Below are 18240 nucleotides of genomic sequence, written 5' to 3'. Positions count from 1 at the left end.
CGTCGAATGCTCCCCGTGTACACCCTTGCGCTCGCGTGCGCACCGCATGGCCCGGGCATCGAATGACCGACTGTCGAGCTGTCGAGCGGGGGGGTGCGCGTGCACGGACCGGCATCGTCCGGCTGGCTGCTGGTGGCGATCTGCGCGGTGACCGGCGCCTACTGCCTGGTGCGGATGCGCAGCGGCACCGAGGAGCAGCGGAGTTCCGCGGGCGGCGAGGCGCTGATGGGCTTCGGGATGGCCGCGATGGCGGTGCCCGCGGCGGTGTTCACTCCGCCGTCGTGGGCCTGGCCCGCCTACGCGGCCGTGTTCGGCGCGGCCGGGGTGCACGCGCTGTGGGCGGCGCGGTCCGGGGTGCACCACCTCCACCACCTGGTGGGGGCCGCGGCGATGGTCTACATGTCCGTCGTCATGGCCGGTGCCCCCGCGCACGCGCACAGTGGGGGCGGATCGGGGGTCCCGCTCCTGACCGGAGCGCTGCTGCTCTACTTCGCCGGGTACGTGCTGCTGGCCGGTGTCCGGCTGGTGCCGGTGGCGGCCGTCGCCGGGGGCGGCACCCCCGCCGGGTGGGCCGACCGGCCGGAACTGGCGCGGGCCTGCCGGCTGTCCATGGGGATCGCGATGGTGGCGATGCTGCTGACCCTCTGAGCCGGGCCTGCCCCCTCCGAGCCGGGCCTGTGCAGGACGCCTTGCGCATTCCGTTGCCTGCGTCACTTTGACAGCACGAGCTGTACCCGTGGGCGGGGCGGCGCTCATAGGCTGCCCTCATGATGCTGACCGCGGCGCTGCTGCTGCTCGGTGCCCTGACCGCCGTGGTCGCTCCCCGGCTGCTCGCCCGGGCGGACTGGCCGGACCGCGAGCCGGTGGTGGCGCTGTGGGTGTGGCAGTGCGTGGTGGCGGCCGTACTCGTGTGCTGTGCGCTGTCGATGACGCTCAGTGCGGCGGCGGCCTGGCACGCGGTCGGCGGGCATGTGTTCGCGACGGCGCCGAGCGGGGTCGTCGAGGCCTACGTCCTCGGCACGGCGGGCCCCTGGGCGGCGACCACCGCGGTCACGCTGGCCTGCGGCGGGCTGTGGAGCGGGGCCATGCTGGTCCGCGAGATCGGCGGCGCCCGCGCCCGGCGCCGCCGGCGGCGCGCCGATCTGCTGGTCCGGGCCCCGCTGTTGCCTGGCGAAGTCGCCGTCTCCGGCCGGCTCGTCGTCCTGGAGAGCGAGCAGCCCGACGCCTGGTGGCTGCCCGGCACTCCCCCGCAACTGGTCGTGACCACCGCCGCGTTGCACCGGCTGAAGGGCCGGCAGCTGGACGCCGTGCTCGCTCATGAGCAGGGCCACGCGCGTGCCCGGCACGACTGGCTGCTGAACTGTTCCTCGGCCCTGGCGGGCGGCTTCCCGCAGGTGCCGGTGTTCGCCGCGTTCCGCGACGAGATGCACCGCCTGGTCGAACTCGCCGCCGACGACACGGCATCGCGCCGCTTCGGCCGCCTCACCACGGCCCTGGCCCTGGTCGAACTGAACGAGCACCGGGGCGTGTTCGGCCCCTGCCCGACGCCGCAGGCCCATGTCCCGGCGCGGGTGCACCGGTTGCTCACACCCCCGGACCGTCTGCCCCCGTCGCGGCGCCTGCGTCTGACGGCGGCGGCCGCACTCGTGCCGGTGGTGCCGGTGCTGGTGGCGTTCGTGCCGGGGCTGCGGGCTCTGGGGTAGCCGGGGCGTGGAGGGGGGCTGCGGGCACTGGGACGCCGGGCACCCAGGGCGGCTCCGGTGGCCCGGACATGGCCGAAGCGTGTCGTTCCGGTGCCGGAAGATCGGCTCGTACTGGATCCGGACCCCCCGGTTCGGCGAGGATCGCATCATGCACACCCAGTCCGTCGATTCCCCGCCCCGTCCGGAGCACCGCACCACCGCCGGTCTCGCCGGAGCCCTGGCCCTGTGCTCGGTCCTGCTGCTGAGCCTCGTCGCGGCGAGATGGGGCCCCTTGATCACCGCGGACGGGGAGATCTCCGCCACCACCCACCGCTGGGCGGTCGACGAGAGCGGCATCACCCAGGCCTGCCGCATCCTGACGGACTGGGTGTGGGACCCGTGGACCATGCGGCTGCTGTGCGCGGCGGCCGTCGTGACGCTGGTGGTGCGCTTCGCGGCGCGCTGGACGGCGCTGTGGCTGGCGCTGGCTGTCGCACTGGGCACCCTGGTGCAGCAGGGCCTCAAGGCGGCGGTGGACCGTCCCCGCCCGGTGTGGCCGGACCCGGTCGACTCGGCCCACTACGCGGCTTTCCCGTCGGGACACGCCATGACCGCCACGGTCGTGTGCGGCCTGCTCCTGTGGCTCCTGCACCGCCACGGCGTGGGCCGTGCCGTGTGGCGGACGGCTGTGACCGTGGCCGCGGTCTCCGTGGCCGGTGTCGGACTGACCCGGGTCTGGCTGGGCGTCCACTGGCCGTCGGACGTGGTGGGCGGCTGGCTGCTGGGCGCGACGGTGGTGGCCCTGGCGGTGTGGGCGCACCGGCGCCGGCAGCCCTGAACTCCCGGGCGCCGCAAGCCCTGTGATCTCCGGTCGCGGCACGGCACGGCCTCGTAGGATGACCCCATGACCGCCGTGTTGTTCGACTTCTCCGGGACCCTTTTCCGTGTCGAGTCCACCGACTCCTGGCTGCGTGGCGTCCTCGCCGGGACCGGCATCCGGCTCGCGGAGGCGGAGTTGGCCGCCACGGTGCGGGCGCTGGAGGCGGTCGGGGCGCTGCCGGGCGGTGGTGCTCCGGCACGGGTGCCGACCGAACTGGCCGACTCCTGGCCGGTCCGGGACCGGAGCGCCGCACTGCACCGGGCCGCCTACACCGGCCTCTCCCGTCAGGTCCGGCTGCCCGACCCTGCGTTGTACGACGCCCTGTACGACCGCCACATGACCCCGGCGGCGTGGACCCCGTACCCGGACGCCGTCGAGGTGCTGCGCACGCTGCGGGAGCGGGGCGTCCCCGTCGGGGTGGTGAGCAACATCGGCTGGGACCTGCGGCCGGTCTTCCGCGCGCACGGCCTGGATCCCTACATCGACACGTACGTGCTGTCGTTCGAGCACGGCATCCAGAAGCCCGACCCGGGACTGTTCGGCATCGCGTGCGAGGCGCTGGGAGCCGATCCGCGCAAGACGCTCATGGTCGGCGACGACCGGCGGGCGGACGGCGGCGCCACCGCCCTGGGGTGCGGGGTGCACTTCGTGGACCACCTGCCGGTGACCGACCGGCCGGACGGGCTGCGGCCGGTCCTGGACCTGGTGAGCTGATACCGGCCCCGCCGCCCGGCGGCACAGCCCGAAACCACGACCAGCTCGCCTGCCTGCCTCGGACGATCCCCCGTGTCGCCCGAGGCAGACGGCATCCCGGCCCCGGGCACAGGAGGCCGGGCCGGAAGTCCTGAGTATAGTTGGCTGGCAGCCAGTCAACGCAGGAGTTACAGCATGTCCCCGCGCAGCGCCTCGGTCAATGAAGAGTTGAGGCGGCGTTCCCGGGAGCGGCTTCTGCAGGCGGCGGTCGAACTCGTCGACGAGCACGGCTACGACGCCACCACGCTGGGCGACATCGCGGACCGGGCCGGTTCGGCGCGCGGCCTGGTGTCGTACTACTTTCCCGGCAAGCGCCAGTTGGTGCAGTCCGCCGTGCACCGGCTGATGCACCGCACGCTGGAGGAGGCGCTGGAGCGCGAGCCGCGTACCGATGACGGCCGGGAGCGGATGGCCCGGGCCATCGACGCGATCCTGTGCCTGGCCAGGGACCGGCCGGTGCTGATGCGCCAGCACATGGCGGGGATTCTGGAGGCCGAGGGCTTCATGCAGTGCCCGGAGCAGCGGCGGCTGGCCGAGCTGCTCCGGGACACCGTGGCCCGGCACGGGTCGCTGGACGTCGACAGCGACTACCCGATGCTGCGCGCCCTGCTGATGGGCGCCGTGTACGCGGTCCTGGTGCCGGGCGTGCCGATGCCGGTGCCGGTTGTGCGGGCCGAGCTGTTCAAGCGCTACCGGCTCGACCGGGAGCTGGGTGTCCCGCCGGAGGCCGGGGCCTCCGGCGGGAGGCGCGACAGGGATCTGTCGCGGTTCTTCGCGACCGGGGCCGCACCGGAGTGCGGGCCGCGGGATCAGCCGAAGTAGTTCGGCTGCGTCTGCACGTTGAGCTCACGCAGGTGGGTCCACCGGGCCGGGTCCGTGCGCCGGTCGTCGATCTTCAGGACGTCGAAGCCCCGGGCGTACTCGTTCGAGTAGATGTAGCCGTTGTAGTAGTACGCCGACCACGAACCGCCCGACTTGATCGTGTCGGTGGTCAGCGGGCCGCGGTCGAAGTAGGCGATCTCCTTCGGCTTGGCCGAGTCGGTGAAGTCCCAGACGGAGACGCCGCCCTGGTACCAGCCCTGGACCATGATGTCCTTGCCCTTGACCGGGATCAGCGAGCCGTTGTGGGCGACGCAGTTCTCGGTGTCCGCCTGGTGGCGGGGGATCTTGAAGTAGCTGCGGAAGACGAGCTTGCGCTTGTCACCCTTGCCGACGATGTCGTAGATGCCGTCGGCACCGCGGTTAGGGCCGATCTCCGCGTTGCAGGTGGCCGCGCCGCCACCGCCCAGCTCGTCGGTGAAGACGACCTTGTTCGCCTTCTGGTTGAAGGTCGCCGAGTGCCAGAACGCGAAGTTCGCGTTGTCCTGCACGCGGTCGATGACCTCCGGGCGTTCCGGGTCCTTGATGGAGAACAGGATGCCGTCGCCCATGCAGGCGCCCGCGGCCAGGTCCTTCGACGGCAGCACGGTGATGTCGTGGCAGCCGGTGGTCTTGGAGACGCCCGGGTTGGTGGGCCCGCCCGGGTTGCCGCCGCCGTCCGGCCCCTCACCGGGGAACAGCACGGGGAAGCCGACGACCTTCGCCTTCTGGGGGGCGTGGCGCGGCACCTTGATGACGGAGATGCCGTCGTGCGGCGGTTGGCAGTCCGGGTAGGCGGCGTTGGGCGAGTACGAGGAGACGTACACGTAGATGTTGCGCCGCTCGGGCACCAGCGTGTGGGTGTGCGAGCCGCAGGCGGTCTCGACGGCGGCGACGTACCGCGGGTTGCGCTTGTCGCTGATGTCGAAGACCTTCATGCCCTCCCACGAGGACTTCTCGGTCGCCGGCTGCGTGGTGCTGCTGCAACTGCTGTCGCTGCGCGAGGAGTCGGTGGACAGGAACAGCAGGTTCCCGGAGACGGAGATGTCGTTCTGCGAGCCGGGGCAGAGTACCTGGGCGACCGTCTTCGGCGCTCTCGGGTTGCTGATGTCGAAGACGCGGAAGCCGTCGTAGTTGCCCGCGAACGCGTATCTGCCCTGGAAGGCGAGGTCCGAATTGGTGCCCTGGAGCGCGTCCTTGGGGACGTGGGCCAGGTGCCGGATGTTGCCGGAGTGGACGATCTGGTCCTGGCCGGGTATCTCGCCGTTCTCGATGGCCTCACGGACCTCGGCCTGCGCGCTCTTGGAGACCTCCTTCGGAGCGGCCGTCGCATCCCCCGGATCGGGGGTGGCCCCGGCCGGTGCGGCCGTCAGAAGAGCGGCCAGCAGTCCGCAGGCGGCTGCGGCGACTCCCAGGCGTCTGCGGCGTGTTCTGCGGTCGTTCAACAGGATCACTGTTTTCCTCCCTGGTTCCGTTCGCTGCGGAACGGTTCACGCACCACGCAGTATCGTCTTTGCCATGCACATACCAACAGAGGGCGGCAGGATCGTCATGAAGTTTCCCCGACACTGACCCGCGGAAGCGTGCCAGTACGCCGTCAGCAACACGAGGTGCGTCCCAACCCGCCTGCCACAGGAGGTCGTTGTGCTTTTCCGCCGTGCGTCTCGTGCGTCCGCCGTCACGACGGGGCTGGTCGCCCTGGCCGTGCTCGCGACCGGGGGCTGTGACTCCGGTCCGGACCGGAAGCCGGCCGCCGCGGACGGACCCGCCGTGATCGCGCCGGGCGAGCCGGGCGAGGCGAACCGCACCCTGTCCGCCGAGGAGGCCGCCGGCCGGCACTCGGAGAACGACTCCCCCAACTCGGCGGACGTCTCCTACGTCCACATGATGATCGAGCACCACGACCAGGCCCTGGTCATGACCGAACTCGTCCCCACGCGCGCGGAGTCGACGGACGTGAAGCGGATCGCCGCCCGGATCACCGCTGCCCAGAAGCCGGAGATCGAGGCCATGCAGGGCTGGCTGAAGTCGTACGGCAAGCCGCTGGAGGCCGAGGGGCACGAGCACGCGCAGATGCCCGGGATGGCGACGGATGCGCAGTTGGAGAAGCTCCGCGCGGCCGAGGGAAAGGAGTTCGACCACCTCTTCCTGACGCTGATGACGACCCATCACCAGGGCGCGATCACCATGGCCGCGGACGTGAAGGGGCAGGGCAACAACATCCGGATCGAGGAGATGGCCGACGAGGTGATCGCCCAGCAGACGAGCGAGATCACCCGGATGCGGAAGATGCTCTGACCACGCTCACGGGCGGGACGCGATAGCGCGGTCAGGGCCGGGCACGTCGCGGTGACAGCAGCCCCGCGTCCCGGGCCCGGCCGATCAGCCTGAGTGACGTACGGCGGCTGTACCCGGTCGCGCCCATCACGGCGAGGACCGGGTCGGCGCCGTCCCGCTGGGCCGCGCGGTACTCCCGCGCCACCAGCCACCGCCCCTCGGCACCGCGCGGCCAGGCAGGCCGGGCGCGACGCCCCTGGCTCTCGCGCCCCCCGGGCCCCGGCCCGGTGCCGGCCCCCCCCGGCGGCCGACTCCGCCGACTCCACCGCATCCTCGATCCAGTCCGCGAGCACGGCGAGGTCGTCCAGGGACAGCGCGGGCTGAGCCCGCACCTCCTCGACGCAGACGCATCCGCCGCCCACGACGGCCAGCGCGTCGACACGGGCGCCGTCCGCGAAGACCAGGCGGACCTCGAACCACCGCGTGGCGCCCTCGCTCTCCCGCACTTCCCACGCGGGACGCACGGATACGGCACCGTCCACCGGAGAGCGATCAGAAAGATTCAGAAAGGATGGTTCCAGCACACACGGAACGTAACCGCATGATCACATTCGCTGCAGATCGGACACGCGTCGCGGGCGGAGCACAGCACCCTGTCAGCGGAGCCCTGCCGGTGGGATGCTGGAGGTATCCGCGCTCCTGAGATGCGCCAGGGTCCCCCGGGGTGAGGAGTACCGCCGTGCTGCGAGTCGCCGTCGTAGGCTCCGGGCCGAGCGGGTGCTACACCGCCCAGAGCCTCGTCCAGCAGGACTCCGAGGTGCGCGTCGACGTCCTCGACCGGCTGCCGTGCCCGTACGGGCTGGTCCGCTACGGCGTGGCGCCCGACCACGAGAAGATCAAGTCCTTGCAGAACTCCCTGCGCGCGATCCTGGAGCACGACCGGGTCCGGTTCCTCGGAGGCGTCCCCATCGGCCCCGGCGGGGTGCCCGCCGCGCGGCTGCGGGAGCTGTACCACGCGGTGGTGTACTGCGTGGGCGCCGCCACCGACCGGCATCTGGGCATCCCCGGGGAGGGTCTGCCGGGCAGCTGGTCGGCGACGCAGTTCGTGTCCTGGTACAGCGCCCACCCGGACGCCGTGGACGACGGTTTCCTGCGGGACGCCCGGTCGGCCGCGGTCGTCGGCGTGGGGAACGTCGCCGTGGACGTCACCCGGATGCTGGCCCGGGGCCTGGCCGAGCTCAGCCCGACCGACATGCCGCAGGGCGCTCTGACCACGCTGGCGGCGAGCCGGGTGACCGAGATCCACATGGTGGGCCGGCGCGGCCCGTCCCAGGCCCGCTTCACCACCAAGGAGCTGCGCGAACTGGGCACCCTGCCGGAGACCGACGTCGTGGTGGACCCGGCGGAGCTGGCCCTGGACCCGGGGTACACGGACCCGTCCCCGCTGCCCGCCCCGCAGCGACGCAACGTCGAGGTGCTTCGCGGCTGGGCCGGGACACCTCCGGCAGGCGCCCCGCGCCGGATCCGCCTGCGCTTCTTCCTCCGCCCGGCCGAGCTGCTCGCCGAGCGGGGCCGCGTCGGGGCGGTGCGGTTCGAGCGAACGGCACCGGACGGCCGCGGCGGCGTGACGGGCACGGGCCGCTACGAGGACATCGAGGCACAGCTGGTGCTGCGCTCGGTCGGATACCGCGGAGTCCCCCTGGAGGGCCTCCCGTTCGACTCCGCCACCGGCACGGTCCCGAACCTGTCCGGCCGCGTCCTGCGCGGGGGCGTCGTCACGCCGGGCGAGTACGTGGCCGGCTGGATCAAGCGCGGCCCCACCGGCGTCATCGGCACGAACCGGCCCTGCGCGAAGGAGACGGCGACGTCACTCCTGGAGGACGCGCCCGCCCTTGAGCACAGGACCGCCCCCGACGACCCCCTCCCGGCCCTGCGGGCGGAGGGCGCGAACCCGGTCGAGTGGGCGGGCTGGCAGTCGATCGAGCGCGCGGAGGCCGAACTGGGCGCATCACTGGGCCGCGGAGTGGTCAAACTCCCCGACTGGCCGTCCCTCCTGAACGCCGCTCAGTCGTAAGGGGCCCGGCAGTTCGAGGTCCTGCCAGGACAACTCGCCGCTCACACCGGCGAGCACGAGCCGCTCGCACCCCTCCTGGGCCCGGCACGCGGCGCGGGAACTCGGCGGCGAGGTGCGGGTGCCGAACCAGTACCACCGTTCGGTCTGATCCGGCACCCCCGGGCCGTCCGTCAACCGGCCGCGCACGCTGTTCCGTTGAGTGTGAACGCGGCCGGAGCGGCACTGTTGCCGCCATGACCGGCCTGATAGCCGATACTCACGCTCGCACCCGGCGCGACGGTGCCGTTGTACGACACGTTCGTGGCGGTGACCGCACCGGACGACGGCGCGTACGTGGCGCCCCAGCCGCCGGTGATGGTCTGGCCGGCGGGCAGCGTGAAGCCGAGTCTCCAGCCGTCGACCGTCGTCGTGCCGGTGTTGGTGACGGTGACGGAGGCGGTCAGCCCGGTGTTCCAGGCGTTCACCGAGGCCGTCACCTTGCAGGCGCCCGGTTGCGGCTGGGGCGCCGGGCCCGAGCCGTCCAGGCCGAAGAAGGTGAGCACGCGGGACGCCATGCCCTGGGCGTACAGGTTGTGGCCGACGCCCTGGAGGCTGATGGCCTCCACGGGTGCCCGGTCGCCCGTGCCTCCGTAGCGGGTGCGGTTCCAGCCTGGCTGGGGTGTGTCGGTGAGGGCCGGCGTCTGGCTCACGCCCTGCACGTTCGTCCACTGCTTGATCTGCTCCCCGAAGTTCGGGTAGCGCAGGGCGTCGTCCTGGGTGCCGTGCCAGATCTGCATCCGCGGGCGGGGACCGGTGTACCCGGGATAGGCGTTCCGGACCAGGTCACCCCACTCCTTCGGGGTGTGCGTGACCGTGCCCCCCGAGCAGGCGCTGTTCCACTCGGAACCGTCGGTGGTGGCGAAGCAGCCGAACGGCACGCCCGAGAAGGCGGCACCCGCGGCGAACACGTCGGGGTAGTCGCCGAGCAGGACGTTCGTCATCATCGCGCCGGAGGAGATGCCCGTGGCGAAGACCCGGCCGGTGTCGGCGTCGTAGGTGCGGGTGACCCAGTCGATCATCGACTTGACGCCGACGGGGTCGCTGCCGCCACCGCGCCGCAGGGCCTGGGGCGAGGAGACGTCGAAGCACTTGCTGCTGCGGGTGACGGACGGGTAGAGCACGATGAATCCGTACCGGTCGGCCAGCGTGTCGTACTCGGTGCCGTTGTACATGTCCGGGCCCGAGCCGGTGCACCAGTGCACGGCGACTACGACCGCCGGGTTCGGGGTGACGCTCTCGGGCACGTACAGGTACATCCGCAGGTTGCTGGGGTTGGTGCCGAAGTCCGTGACCTCGGTGAGGGTCGCGGTGGATACGGCCCGCTCACGGGCCGCGGCCGCAGGTGCGGTGAGCACGGTGGCCGCGAGGAGCGGCAGCAGCGCGGCGACGAGCGCGAGGAGCATCGACCGCAGCGGTCTTGTCGCCTTGCGGTGGGGGATGGCAGGCACGTCGGGTCCCTTCCGTGGTGAGGCGGGCTCGCAGGACGTCGTGCGGTGGTTCAGCAGGCGGAGTTCGCCCGGGTGCGCACCGCCGGCCGCGAGGGCAGCCTGCGGTACGCACCGCTCACTGCACCTGGAGGCGGCGCGGGCCGATCGTGAGGGTCTGGCCGACGCCGGCACACGGACCGCTCGGCACGGCCCGTGCGGCCGTACCGCACCGCCGTCGGCCGACGGTCACCGGGCTGAACACGAGCCCGCCGGCGGACGTACGCATACGCGGAGTCCTCATCGACCCGCCCTCTCGTGAAGGAAGCGCCCGCTCGGGCATGGTGACATGGGCATGGCTCTCATGGAAGCGCTCCCACACCGTCGCCACCGCCACCAGGGCCGGCCGAAATATGTTCTGCGCGAAGCGTTGACCAGAAAGCGCTTGCCCCCTACGTTCCGTTCAGCAGTGTGACCCGGGCACCCGCCGCGAGGGCGCCCGCCGGAGACCTGCCCGACCCTGGGGGTGCACTCCCACGGTCCGGTACGGCCTTCACAAGCGGCCACACGCGGCGCACACGGCGAACATGATGACGAACATCATTCAGCTACATGACCGACCTGCATCACGAAGGAACCAGGAAGGGACGCACCCCACATGCGTACTCGCCCCCCACGCACACGGATACACCGGGTCGGTGACGTCGGAGGCGGGCGACGGAACGTTCTGACCCCCATCCGCTCAGACGACAGAAGGAATCGGGACATGACTTCTGCGACACGTCCGCGCACCCGCAGGCGCGCGCTGACCGGCGCTCTGGCCACACTCGGCCTGTCGGTTGGCATGATCATGACTACAAACGCGCCCACGGCGAGCGCCGCCACCTGGCCGACCCCGAACGGCAGCCAGGGGACCTCCTCCACCATCTCCGTGTCCGGCACCAAGGACTACGGTATGAAGCGGTTCTACGGCACCGGAAACCTGGCCGGTGACGGCCAGGAGGAGGGCCAGGACCCGATCTTCAGGCTCGCGAACGGCGCGGTGCTGAAGAACGTCATCCTCGGCGCCCCCGCCGCCGACGGCATCCACTGCCAGGGCAGTTGCACGCTGCAGAACGTCTGGTGGGAGGACGTCGGCGAGGACGCCGCCACCTTCCGCGGCGGCACCGGCGCCACGTACCACGTGATCGGCGGCGGCGCGAAGAAGGCGGCGGACAAGGTCTTCCAGCACAACGGCGGCGGCACCCTGAACATCTCCAACTTCGCGGTGCAGGAGTTCAAGACGCTCTACCGTTCCTGCGGCGACTGCTCCACGCAGTACACCCGCAAGGTCAACCTCAACACCGTCGAGGTGACCGGCACGGGCTCAACCGCGCGGCTGGTCGGCATCAACGTCAACCGCAACGACGTGGCGACGCTGCGGAACATCACGATCCGCAACGACTCCGGCCGCAAGGTCGTCCCCTGCCAGAAGTACAACAACAACACCGCCGTCGGGTCCGGGCCCGACAGCAGGAACTGCCGCTATTCCACATCGGACATCACCTACAGGTAGCCCCCAGGCGGTTCCCCCCACGGTGAAGGCGGCCGTGCGCAGCGTCCCGGCGGGCGCTGCGCACGGCCGTCCGCGTCCGGCGCCGCGCACGCGCGCGTACCTCCCCGGTCAGCTCCGGCCGGCAGCCGGTGCGAGCGGCCCGCAGTCCGGGGCCCCGCCGGTCGGCGGGCCGTCTCGTGGAGGAGGTGGCTCGGGCGCTCCGGCCCTCTCTCCTCGCCCGGCACGCCCCACCGACGGTCGCCGACGCGTTCCGCGCGACCCGGCTCGGGAGCGACGAGGGGGACGCGTTCGGAACGTTGCCGGACCGCGCTGGGCCTCGACGCGCTCCTGGAGCGGGCGCCGCCGGGCGAGGACTGAAACACAGTCAGCCAACCAGCACACAGTTCGCGCACAGTCATCCCCCGATTCCGCTCGGTTGTCACTGCCGTGGTGCAGACTCGCCGTCAGTCGGCACTTCGCCTGGGGAGGACAACGTGTTCAGGGGGATCGACGAGGTCGACTGGGCCTCGCTGCGGCACGCGGACGGCAGTGCGGAGGACGTGCCCGCATTACTGCGGGGACTGGCTTCCGCCGACCCGGCCGAGCGGGAGACCGCGCTCGACGGGATGTACGGCGCCGTGCACTACCAGGGCGACGTGTACGACTCGACGCTCGCCTGTGTTCCGTTTCTCCTCGCGCTCGCCGTCCGCGAGGAGGTGCCGGACCGGGCGGGGGTCGTGGAACTCCTCGTCAGCATCGGCGGCATCGACGGGGCCGGCGGCGATCTCGCCGCCCGGGCCCGTGCCGCCCTGTGCGCGCGTGCCGAGGTGTTCGTCCAGCTCGCCGAGGACTCGGACGCCGGGGTACGCAGGGCCGTTCCGGGGGCGCTCGTGCGGTTCCTCGGCCGGCCGGAGCGCGTGCTCGCCCTGCTGCGGGAGCGGATCACTGTGGAGCGGGACGACCGGGTCCTGCTCGCCCTGACCGAGAGTCTCGGGCTGTTCGCACGGCGGCTCGGGCAGGCGGACGGTGACCGCGCCGCCGAGGCGGTGCGTCTACTGGCCGGGCTGAGCGGGCCCCCCTACGGCCCCGGGCTGCGGCTCGCCGCGCTCGGCCAGCTCGCGGGATGCGCTCCGGAGCGGCTTCCGGCCGACCTCGTACCGACCGTCGTCCGGCTGCTCAGGGAGAGATCCGGGCAGCGGACCGGGACCGGGCAGGCGTACGGCCGTACCGGTCCGGACACGCTCGCCGGGCGGCTGCGGCGGCTTCGTCCCTCGGACGAGGAGGGCTCCCGGCTGCTGCGGACCCTGCACTCCGCGCTCGGCAGCCGGGTGGACGACCGGATCGCCCTGCTGCGCGGGCAGCTGACCAGCCCGGACCCCCTCGACCGGTGCAACGCCGTGTGGATGTCGGCCGGGCTGTTCCGCGAGTGGCGTACCGGGCACGTGGAGCCGGTCACCCTCATAGGCACCCAACTGGGCTCCGAGGAAGGCCCGTTACACGACGCGGCGGTCGCCGTCCTGGCGGAGCTCTTCGAGCTGGCCGCGCCCGCCGCGGACCACCTCCACACACTGGTGACGCTCCGTCCCGAGTTGCGCGTACGACACCGGGAGCGGGGTGCGCCGGCCCTGGGCGGTCCGCTCAGGGCGCTGGCCCGGACCGGGGACCCGCGGGCCACGCCGCTGCTGGCCGAGGTGCTGGCGGGGCCGGTCGTACCGCACGATCTGGGTCTGGTGACACCCCACCTGGGCCGGGCGGCCGCGCCGCTCGCTCCCGCGTTGCGGCGACAACTCGCGCGGGTGCCGCTCGACGCCGCCGGCACCCGGGAGTACGCCGTCCCCCTGCTGACGGCGCTCACGACTCTGGGCGACGCCGAGTCCGTACCAACGGTGTTACGTCTGCTGCGCGGCATGCCGGACGGGCTGCGGGGGCGCGACGCCGTCACGGGGGCGGCGGCGCGTGCCCTGGGCGCGTTCGGCGACGCCGCGCGCGAGGCGATACCGGACCTGCGGAGGCTGCTGGAGACCGACTGTGCCGTCGCCGCCGCGGACGCGCTGTGGTCGGTCACGGGAGAGGCGGATGCCGTGGTGCCCGTGCTGCTGCGGGAGCTGACCGGGGCCGGGAGCGGCCGGCGGCGCCAGGCGGCGGCCGTTCTGGCGCGGATGGGGCCGGCGGCCCGTCCGGCCCTGCCCGCACTGCGCGCGCTGGCCGGCTCCGGTGACCCCATGGAACGCGCCACGGCCGCGTGCGCGGTATGGCGTGCGGCCCGAGACCCGGAACAGGGCCTGCCCGTCCTGCGCACCGCCTGGGCGGAGCACCCGCGCACCCGGACGACGATCGCCGAGTGCGTGGCGGCGCTGGGGCCGGCGGGAGCCCCTCTGCACGACCTGCTGCGAGCGGAGCTCTCCTCCGCCCGGCGGCACCGGGCCGACCGCGGCGGCTACGGCATCCACGCGGACTTGGGGTTGCTGCGGGCCTGCGCGAAGGCGCTGGCCGGATAGCGCCTCACCCCGTCGTCCGCCCCCACATCGGCCCGAAGCGGGCCCACTCGGCGTCCCACTGGTCGATGCGGCGGCGCTCCAGCCGGCTGCACACGGCGCGGCCGCCGACCAACGGTACGGTCGCGGCGCCGATGCCAGCCACGCCGCCGATCAGCGCGGCGCGGACGCGGGCCTGGGGCGCGGTGACGGGCCGGGTCACCTGGCGCCCCTCGGGGTCCGTCCACACGGTGACGGGCGTCCCGGCGGCACTGCCCGCCGGCACCCGCAGCTGACCGGAGTGGGAGGAGCCGTCCCCGGCGGTCCACCGCGCGGTCGCCCACACCCGCTCGGCACGGGACGCACGGCCGTTCTCGGCGGCCGTCCCGGGAGCGCGCTCGGCGAGCCGTGCCACGAGGGGGCGCCACTCGGCGCGTTCCCGGGCCAGTCCCTCCTCGACGGACCGGCTCACCGTCGCTCCGGCCAGCACCCCGACGAGCACGGTGAGCGTCCATACGCCCAGCACGACCCAGGTCTCCACCCTGTCGGCGCGGCGCTTGAGCGGATTGCGCCGCCAGCGCCACAGCCACACCGCCGGACCACGCAACGCCATCGCAGGCATCCTCCTCACGAGCGCATGACCCATACCGCCCCACTCCCCATACGGACGGAGGCCCCCGGCTGCTCACCGCACGTACTCCGGCGTGACGGGCCACCCGGACCCGGACCCGGCGGGCACCCCCCGGGAGGCGGCCCGCGGGGCTGCCGCCCAGGCGTCCGACACCCGCCTGACCTGCGCCGGATCCCGTTGCGGGGGTGACTGTCAGTGGTGGGGTGCAGACTGGCCGGTGTCTGAGACGAGGGCGTCGACGACGACGCCGCGGAGGTGATCGGCATGACCGAGGTACTGCTCGCCGTGGGCACGCGCAAAGGCCTGTTCATCGGGCGCCGGCGGGGCGGTGGCGCCTGGGAGTTCGACAAGAGTCCCTACTTCAACGCGCAGGCCGTGTACTCGGTCGCCATCGACACCCGTGCGGCGACCCCGCGGCTGCTGGCGGGCGGCGACAGCGCGCACTGGGGACCGTCCGTGTTCCACTCCGACGATCTCGGCCGGACGTGGACGGAACCGGCCCGGCCGGCCGTCAAGTTCCCCAAGGACACCGGCACGTCCCTGGAGCGGGTGTGGCAGCTGCATCCGGCCGCCGCCGAGCCGGACGTGGTGTACGCGGGCACGGAACCGGCCGCGCTGTACCGCTCGGCGGACCGCGGCGAGACGTTCGAGCTCGTCCGGCCCCTGTGGGAGCACCCGACGCGGTCGAAGTGGGTGCCGGGCGGCGGCGGTGAGGGCCTGCACACCGTGCTCACCGACGCGCGTGACCCGAAGGCGGTGACGGTGGCCGTGTCGACCGCCGGCGTGTTCCGCACCCTGGACGGCGGCGCGAGCTGGGCGCCCTCCAACTCGGGGGTCTCGGCGGTGTTCCTGCCGGACCCGAACCCGGAGTTCGGCCAGTGCGTGCACAAGGTGACGCGGGACGCGGCGAACCCGGACCGGCTGTATCTGCAGAACCACTGGGGTGTGTACCGCAGCGACGACGCGGGCGCGCACTGGACGGACATCGGCGAGGGCCTGCCCTCGACGTTCGGCTTCGCCGCGGCGGCCCATCCGCACCGGGGCGACACGGCGTACGTGTTCCCGATCAACGCCGACGCCGACCGGGTCCCGGCGGACCGCCGGTGCCGGGTCTACCGGACGGCGGACGCGGGCAAGAGCTGGGAGCCGCTCTCGGCGGGCCTTCCCCAGGAGGACCACTACGGCACGGTGCTGCGCGACGCGATGTGCACGGACGACGCCGATCCGGCGGGCGTCTACTTCGGCAACCGCAACGGCGAGGTGTTCGCGTCGGCGGACGACGGCGACAGCTGGCAGCAGCTCGCCTCGCATCTGCCGGACGTGCTGTGCGTGCGGGCCGCGGCCGTCGGCTGAGGATCGCCGCCCGGGCCCTGCCCACGTCGAAGGAGGTCCCGGGCCGGGGCCTCCCTCGCCTCCGGCCCGCCGGAGGCCCTGGTCTTGTGCTGCCCGCCGTCGCTCCTCCGCACGGCGAGCCGATGCCCGGCGTGCGGCACGGCGGGAAGCGCCTCCGCGCTGTCTTCTGTGGGGCGCACCACGCCGTGACGGCAAGCCGGGCGGGCTCTCCCGAGCCGGACACGCCTGTGGCCGGGAAGCGGGGAGCCGAGGGAGCGCAGACGGGCGGTGTCCTCCGGGGCACGGCGGCGTTGCCCCGGCCCTGGTCCCGGGCTCCGGCCGCCTGGTTCCTGACGCCGGTTGCGGACTACGGCAGGCGCCAGTCCACCGGCTGGCCACCCAGCTTCATCAGCAGATCGTTGGCCCGGCTGAACGGACGCGAGCCGAAGAAGCCGCGGTCCGCCGACATGGGCGAGGGGTGGGCGGACTCGATCGCCGGGAGATCGCCCAGCAGCGGCCGCAGATTGCGCGCGTCGCGGCCCCACAGGATCGACACCAGCGGCTTGCCGCGTGCGGCCAGCGCCCGGATCGCCTGCTCGGTGACCTCTTCCCAGCCCTTGCCCCGGTGCGCGCCGGGACTGCGCGGCGCTGTGGTGAGCGCCCTGTTGAGCAGGAGGACGCCCTGCCGGGTCCACGGTGTCAGGTCCCCGTTGGAGGGCCTGGGCAGGCCCAGGTCGGAGTGCATCTCGCGGAAGATGTTCTCCAGGCTGCCCGGCAGCGAACGCACCTCGGGCGCCACCGCGAAGCTCAGCCCGATGGCCATTCCCGGGATGGGATAGGGGTCCTGGCCGACGATCAGGACCCGGACGTCGTCGAAGGGTTGCTGGAAGGCCCGCAGGACATGGGCCCCCGCCGGGAGATAGGTCCGGCCCGCCGCTATCTCGGCCCGGAGGAAGTCCCCCATGGCGGCGATGCGTTCGGCAGCGGGTTCCAGGGCCTTCGCCCAGCCCGCCTCGACAAGTTCGTGCAACGGTCGTGGTGCCACGACACGTCACTCTAGTGGCAGACACCGGCGCCCCGCACCGGCCGCGGGCGCCCGCCAGGAGGCGCGGCTCCGGCCGCTACTCTTCCTCCCCGTCGAGGTCTTCTGCCCGGCTGAGCGCAACTCGCGCGGCCGGGCCGCCGGGAAGGAGGGGTCGTGTCGCGTCCCGTGGACGCCGGGTTCCTCGCCGTGGACTCCGGGGGGTCCGGGCTCCGGGTGGTGGTGGGCACCGCCGAGCGCGGGCCGCTCGCCCGCCTGGCGTCGGGTGAGCCGGTCCGCACCGGCTCCATGGGGATCGATCTCGAGCACTTCATGACGCAACTCGTGCCGTTGGTACGTGCGTTGACCACCGAGACCGGACCGGTGCCGTTGACGGCCGCCGTGGTCGGCGCGGCCGGGCTGGCCTCCCTGGGGGACGCGCTGCGCGCCGGGCTGCCGGGTGCGCTGGCCCGGGAGTGGGGCGTGCGGAGGGTGGCGCTGGCCGCCGACGCCGTGACCGCGTACGTGGGCGCCCTCGGGTCCCGGCCGGGAGCCGTGATCGCCGGTGGTACGGGGCTGATCGCGATCGGCACCGACCTGACCGGCTGGAGCCGTGCGGACGGCTGGGGGCATCTGCTCGGCGACTGCGGGGGCGGAGCCTGGATCGGGCGTGCCGGTCTGGAGGCCGCACTGCGGGCCCATGACGGGCGCGAGGGGGGCTCGGTTCGGTTGCTGGCGTGTGCCGAGGAGGTGTTCGGGCCCGTGGCGGGGCTGCCCGGCGCGCTGTATCCGCGGCCGGACCGGCCCGCCGTGCTCGCATCCTTCGCGCCCCGGGTGGCCGGATGCGCGGGCGGTGACCCCGTCGCGGCGGGCATCCTGCGCGCGGCCGCACACCACATGGCCGCCTCAGCGGCCGCCGTGTGCCCCTCCGGCGGGGAGCCGCGCGTGGCGGTCACCGGCGGCCTGTTCAGGCTGGGCGACCCGCTGCTCGGGCCCCTGGACGAGGCCTTGGCGGAGCGGTTGCCGCAGGCACGGCGGGTGCCGGCCGCGGGCGATCCGCTGGACGGCGCGGTCCGCATGGCGGCCGAGCTCAGCGCCGGGTCTCTCACCCTGCCGGGTGACGAGACGATGCTGTGCGTGACCACCCAGTCGGGTGATTGACCCGATCACGGCCGAACCGTACGTAACTCATCAGACAAACCAGGACGGATACCGCTCACCTGCACCCTCCCCGAACAGGGGAGCCCAAGAAGCCAGTAAC

General features: G+C 73.1%; 16 protein-coding genes and 1 pseudogene. 11 read left to right on the top strand and 6 right to left on the bottom strand.

Annotated features, from left to right (window positions below):
* Positions 1-99 precede the first annotated feature (99 nt).
* The 5 genes from ACZ5TL_RS15110 (at position 100) to ACZ5TL_RS15090 (ending at position 4137) form a co-directional block, all read left to right on the top strand.
* A complete protein-coding gene (locus tag ACZ5TL_RS15110; RefSeq protein WP_468590082.1) occupies positions 100-648 on the top strand; it encodes a DUF5134 domain-containing protein in 549 nt (182 codons plus the stop codon).
* Between the two features lie 119 nt (positions 649-767).
* Positions 768-1703 (top strand): M56 family metallopeptidase, encoded by a 936-nt coding sequence (locus ACZ5TL_RS15105; RefSeq protein ID WP_468590081.1) that lies wholly within the window; start codon positions 768-770, stop codon positions 1701-1703.
* A 148-nt stretch (positions 1704-1851) separates the two neighbouring features.
* Entirely contained in the window at positions 1852-2520 is a 669-nt protein-coding gene (locus ACZ5TL_RS15100; RefSeq protein WP_468590080.1) for a phosphatase PAP2 family protein, read from the top strand.
* A 66-nt stretch (positions 2521-2586) separates the two neighbouring features.
* Positions 2587-3276: an HAD family hydrolase gene (locus tag ACZ5TL_RS15095; protein ID WP_468590079.1), complete on the top strand. Its 690-nt coding sequence runs from the start codon at positions 2587-2589 to the stop codon at positions 3274-3276.
* Between the two features lie 174 nt (positions 3277-3450).
* A complete protein-coding gene (locus tag ACZ5TL_RS15090) occupies positions 3451-4137 on the top strand; it encodes a TetR/AcrR family transcriptional regulator (protein ID WP_468590078.1) in 687 nt (228 codons plus the stop codon).
* Here the strand turns inward: ACZ5TL_RS15090 and ACZ5TL_RS15085 are convergent.
* On the bottom strand, positions 4125-5627 hold the full coding sequence (locus ACZ5TL_RS15085; RefSeq protein ID WP_468590077.1) for an LVIVD repeat-containing protein: 1503 nt from the start codon (positions 5625-5627) through the stop codon (positions 4125-4127). The two genes, ACZ5TL_RS15090 and ACZ5TL_RS15085, sit on opposite strands and share 13 nt — an antisense overlap.
* 190 nt (positions 5628-5817) lie before the next feature.
* Between ACZ5TL_RS15085 and ACZ5TL_RS15080 the strand changes: the two genes are divergently transcribed.
* Positions 5818-6471: a DUF305 domain-containing protein gene (locus tag ACZ5TL_RS15080; protein WP_468590076.1), complete on the top strand. Its 654-nt coding sequence runs from the start codon at positions 5818-5820 to the stop codon at positions 6469-6471.
* 31 nt (positions 6472-6502) lie between these two features.
* On the opposite strand, the pseudogene ACZ5TL_RS15075 reads toward ACZ5TL_RS15080, so the two are convergent.
* Positions 6503-7034 (bottom strand): annotated as a pseudogene (locus ACZ5TL_RS15075) (DUF6214 family protein).
* A 155-nt stretch (positions 7035-7189) separates the two neighbouring features.
* On the opposite strand from ACZ5TL_RS15075, the gene ACZ5TL_RS15070 reads away from it, so the two are divergent.
* A complete protein-coding gene (locus ACZ5TL_RS15070) occupies positions 7190-8524 on the top strand; it encodes an FAD-dependent oxidoreductase (protein ID WP_468590075.1) in 1335 nt (444 codons plus the stop codon).
* A gap of 170 nt (positions 8525-8694) precedes the next feature.
* Here ACZ5TL_RS15070 and ACZ5TL_RS15065 read toward each other — a convergent pair whose 3' ends face one another.
* Positions 8695-9966: an extracellular catalytic domain type 1 short-chain-length polyhydroxyalkanoate depolymerase gene (locus ACZ5TL_RS15065; protein WP_468590514.1), complete on the bottom strand. Its 1272-nt coding sequence runs from the start codon at positions 9964-9966 to the stop codon at positions 8695-8697.
* Positions 9967-10126: 160 nt separating this feature from the next.
* Entirely contained in the window at positions 10127-10276 is a 150-nt protein-coding gene (locus tag ACZ5TL_RS15060) for a hypothetical protein (RefSeq protein WP_468590073.1), read from the bottom strand.
* 477 nt (positions 10277-10753) lie between these two features.
* Between ACZ5TL_RS15060 and ACZ5TL_RS15055 the strand changes: the two genes are divergently transcribed.
* Positions 10754-11542, top strand: a complete 789-nt coding sequence (locus ACZ5TL_RS15055; RefSeq protein WP_468590072.1) for a pectate lyase — start codon at positions 10754-10756, stop codon at positions 11540-11542.
* A gap of 473 nt (positions 11543-12015) precedes the next feature.
* Complete coding sequence (locus ACZ5TL_RS15050) at positions 12016-14019, top strand: HEAT repeat domain-containing protein (RefSeq protein WP_468590070.1); 2004 nt, start codon at positions 12016-12018, stop codon at positions 14017-14019.
* Positions 14020-14023: 4 nt separating this feature from the next.
* Here the strand turns inward: ACZ5TL_RS15050 and ACZ5TL_RS15045 are convergent, their stop codons facing one another.
* A complete protein-coding gene (locus ACZ5TL_RS15045) occupies positions 14024-14608 on the bottom strand; it encodes an Rv1733c family protein (RefSeq protein ID WP_468590069.1) in 585 nt (194 codons plus the stop codon).
* Between the two features lie 273 nt (positions 14609-14881).
* Between ACZ5TL_RS15045 and ACZ5TL_RS15040 the strand changes: the two genes are divergently transcribed.
* On the top strand, positions 14882-15979 hold the full coding sequence (locus ACZ5TL_RS15040) for a WD40/YVTN/BNR-like repeat-containing protein (protein ID WP_468590067.1): 1098 nt from the start codon (positions 14882-14884) through the stop codon (positions 15977-15979).
* 346 nt (positions 15980-16325) lie between these two features.
* Here ACZ5TL_RS15040 and ACZ5TL_RS15035 read toward each other — a convergent pair whose 3' ends face one another.
* Positions 16326-17003 carry a uracil-DNA glycosylase gene (locus ACZ5TL_RS15035; RefSeq protein WP_468590065.1) on the bottom strand — a complete coding sequence of 226 codons (678 nt, stop codon included), beginning with the start codon at positions 17001-17003 and terminating at the stop codon, positions 16326-16328.
* A 153-nt stretch (positions 17004-17156) separates the two neighbouring features.
* On the opposite strand from ACZ5TL_RS15035, the gene ACZ5TL_RS15030 reads away from it, so the two are divergent.
* Entirely contained in the window at positions 17157-18140 is a 984-nt protein-coding gene (locus ACZ5TL_RS15030) for an N-acetylglucosamine kinase (RefSeq protein WP_468590064.1), read from the top strand.
* The last annotated feature ends 100 nt before the right edge of the window (positions 18141-18240 follow it).

The organism is Streptomyces sp. NPDC033136, assembly GCF_055578235.1.
Note: the sequence above shows the minus strand (reverse complement) of the source record. Positions and strands in the feature narration are given on the sequence as shown.

What these genes read in the sequence shown, in the direction of transcription:
- ACZ5TL_RS15105 (WP_468590081.1), top strand. Translation starts at nt 768, where the DNA reads ATGATGCTGACCGCGGCGCTGCTGCTGCTCGGTGCCCTGACCGCCGTG.
- ACZ5TL_RS15100 (WP_468590080.1), top strand. Translation starts at nt 1,852, where the DNA reads ATGCACACCCAGTCCGTCGATTCCCCGCCCCGTCCGGAGCACCGCACC.
- ACZ5TL_RS15095 (WP_468590079.1), top strand. Translation starts at nt 2,587, where the DNA reads ATGACCGCCGTGTTGTTCGACTTCTCCGGGACCCTTTTCCGTGTCGAG.
- ACZ5TL_RS15090 (WP_468590078.1), top strand. Translation starts at nt 3,451, where the DNA reads ATGTCCCCGCGCAGCGCCTCGGTCAATGAAGAGTTGAGGCGGCGTTCC.
- ACZ5TL_RS15065 (WP_468590514.1), bottom strand. Translation starts at nt 9,966, where the DNA reads ATGCTCCTCGCGCTCGTCGCCGCGCTGCTGCCGCTCCTCGCGGCCACC.
- ACZ5TL_RS15060 (WP_468590073.1), bottom strand. Translation starts at nt 10,276, where the DNA reads ATGCGTACGTCCGCCGGCGGGCTCGTGTTCAGCCCGGTGACCGTCGGC.
- ACZ5TL_RS15055 (WP_468590072.1), top strand. Translation starts at nt 10,754, where the DNA reads ATGACTTCTGCGACACGTCCGCGCACCCGCAGGCGCGCGCTGACCGGC.
- ACZ5TL_RS15045 (WP_468590069.1), bottom strand. Translation starts at nt 14,608, where the DNA reads ATGGCGTTGCGTGGTCCGGCGGTGTGGCTGTGGCGCTGGCGGCGCAAT.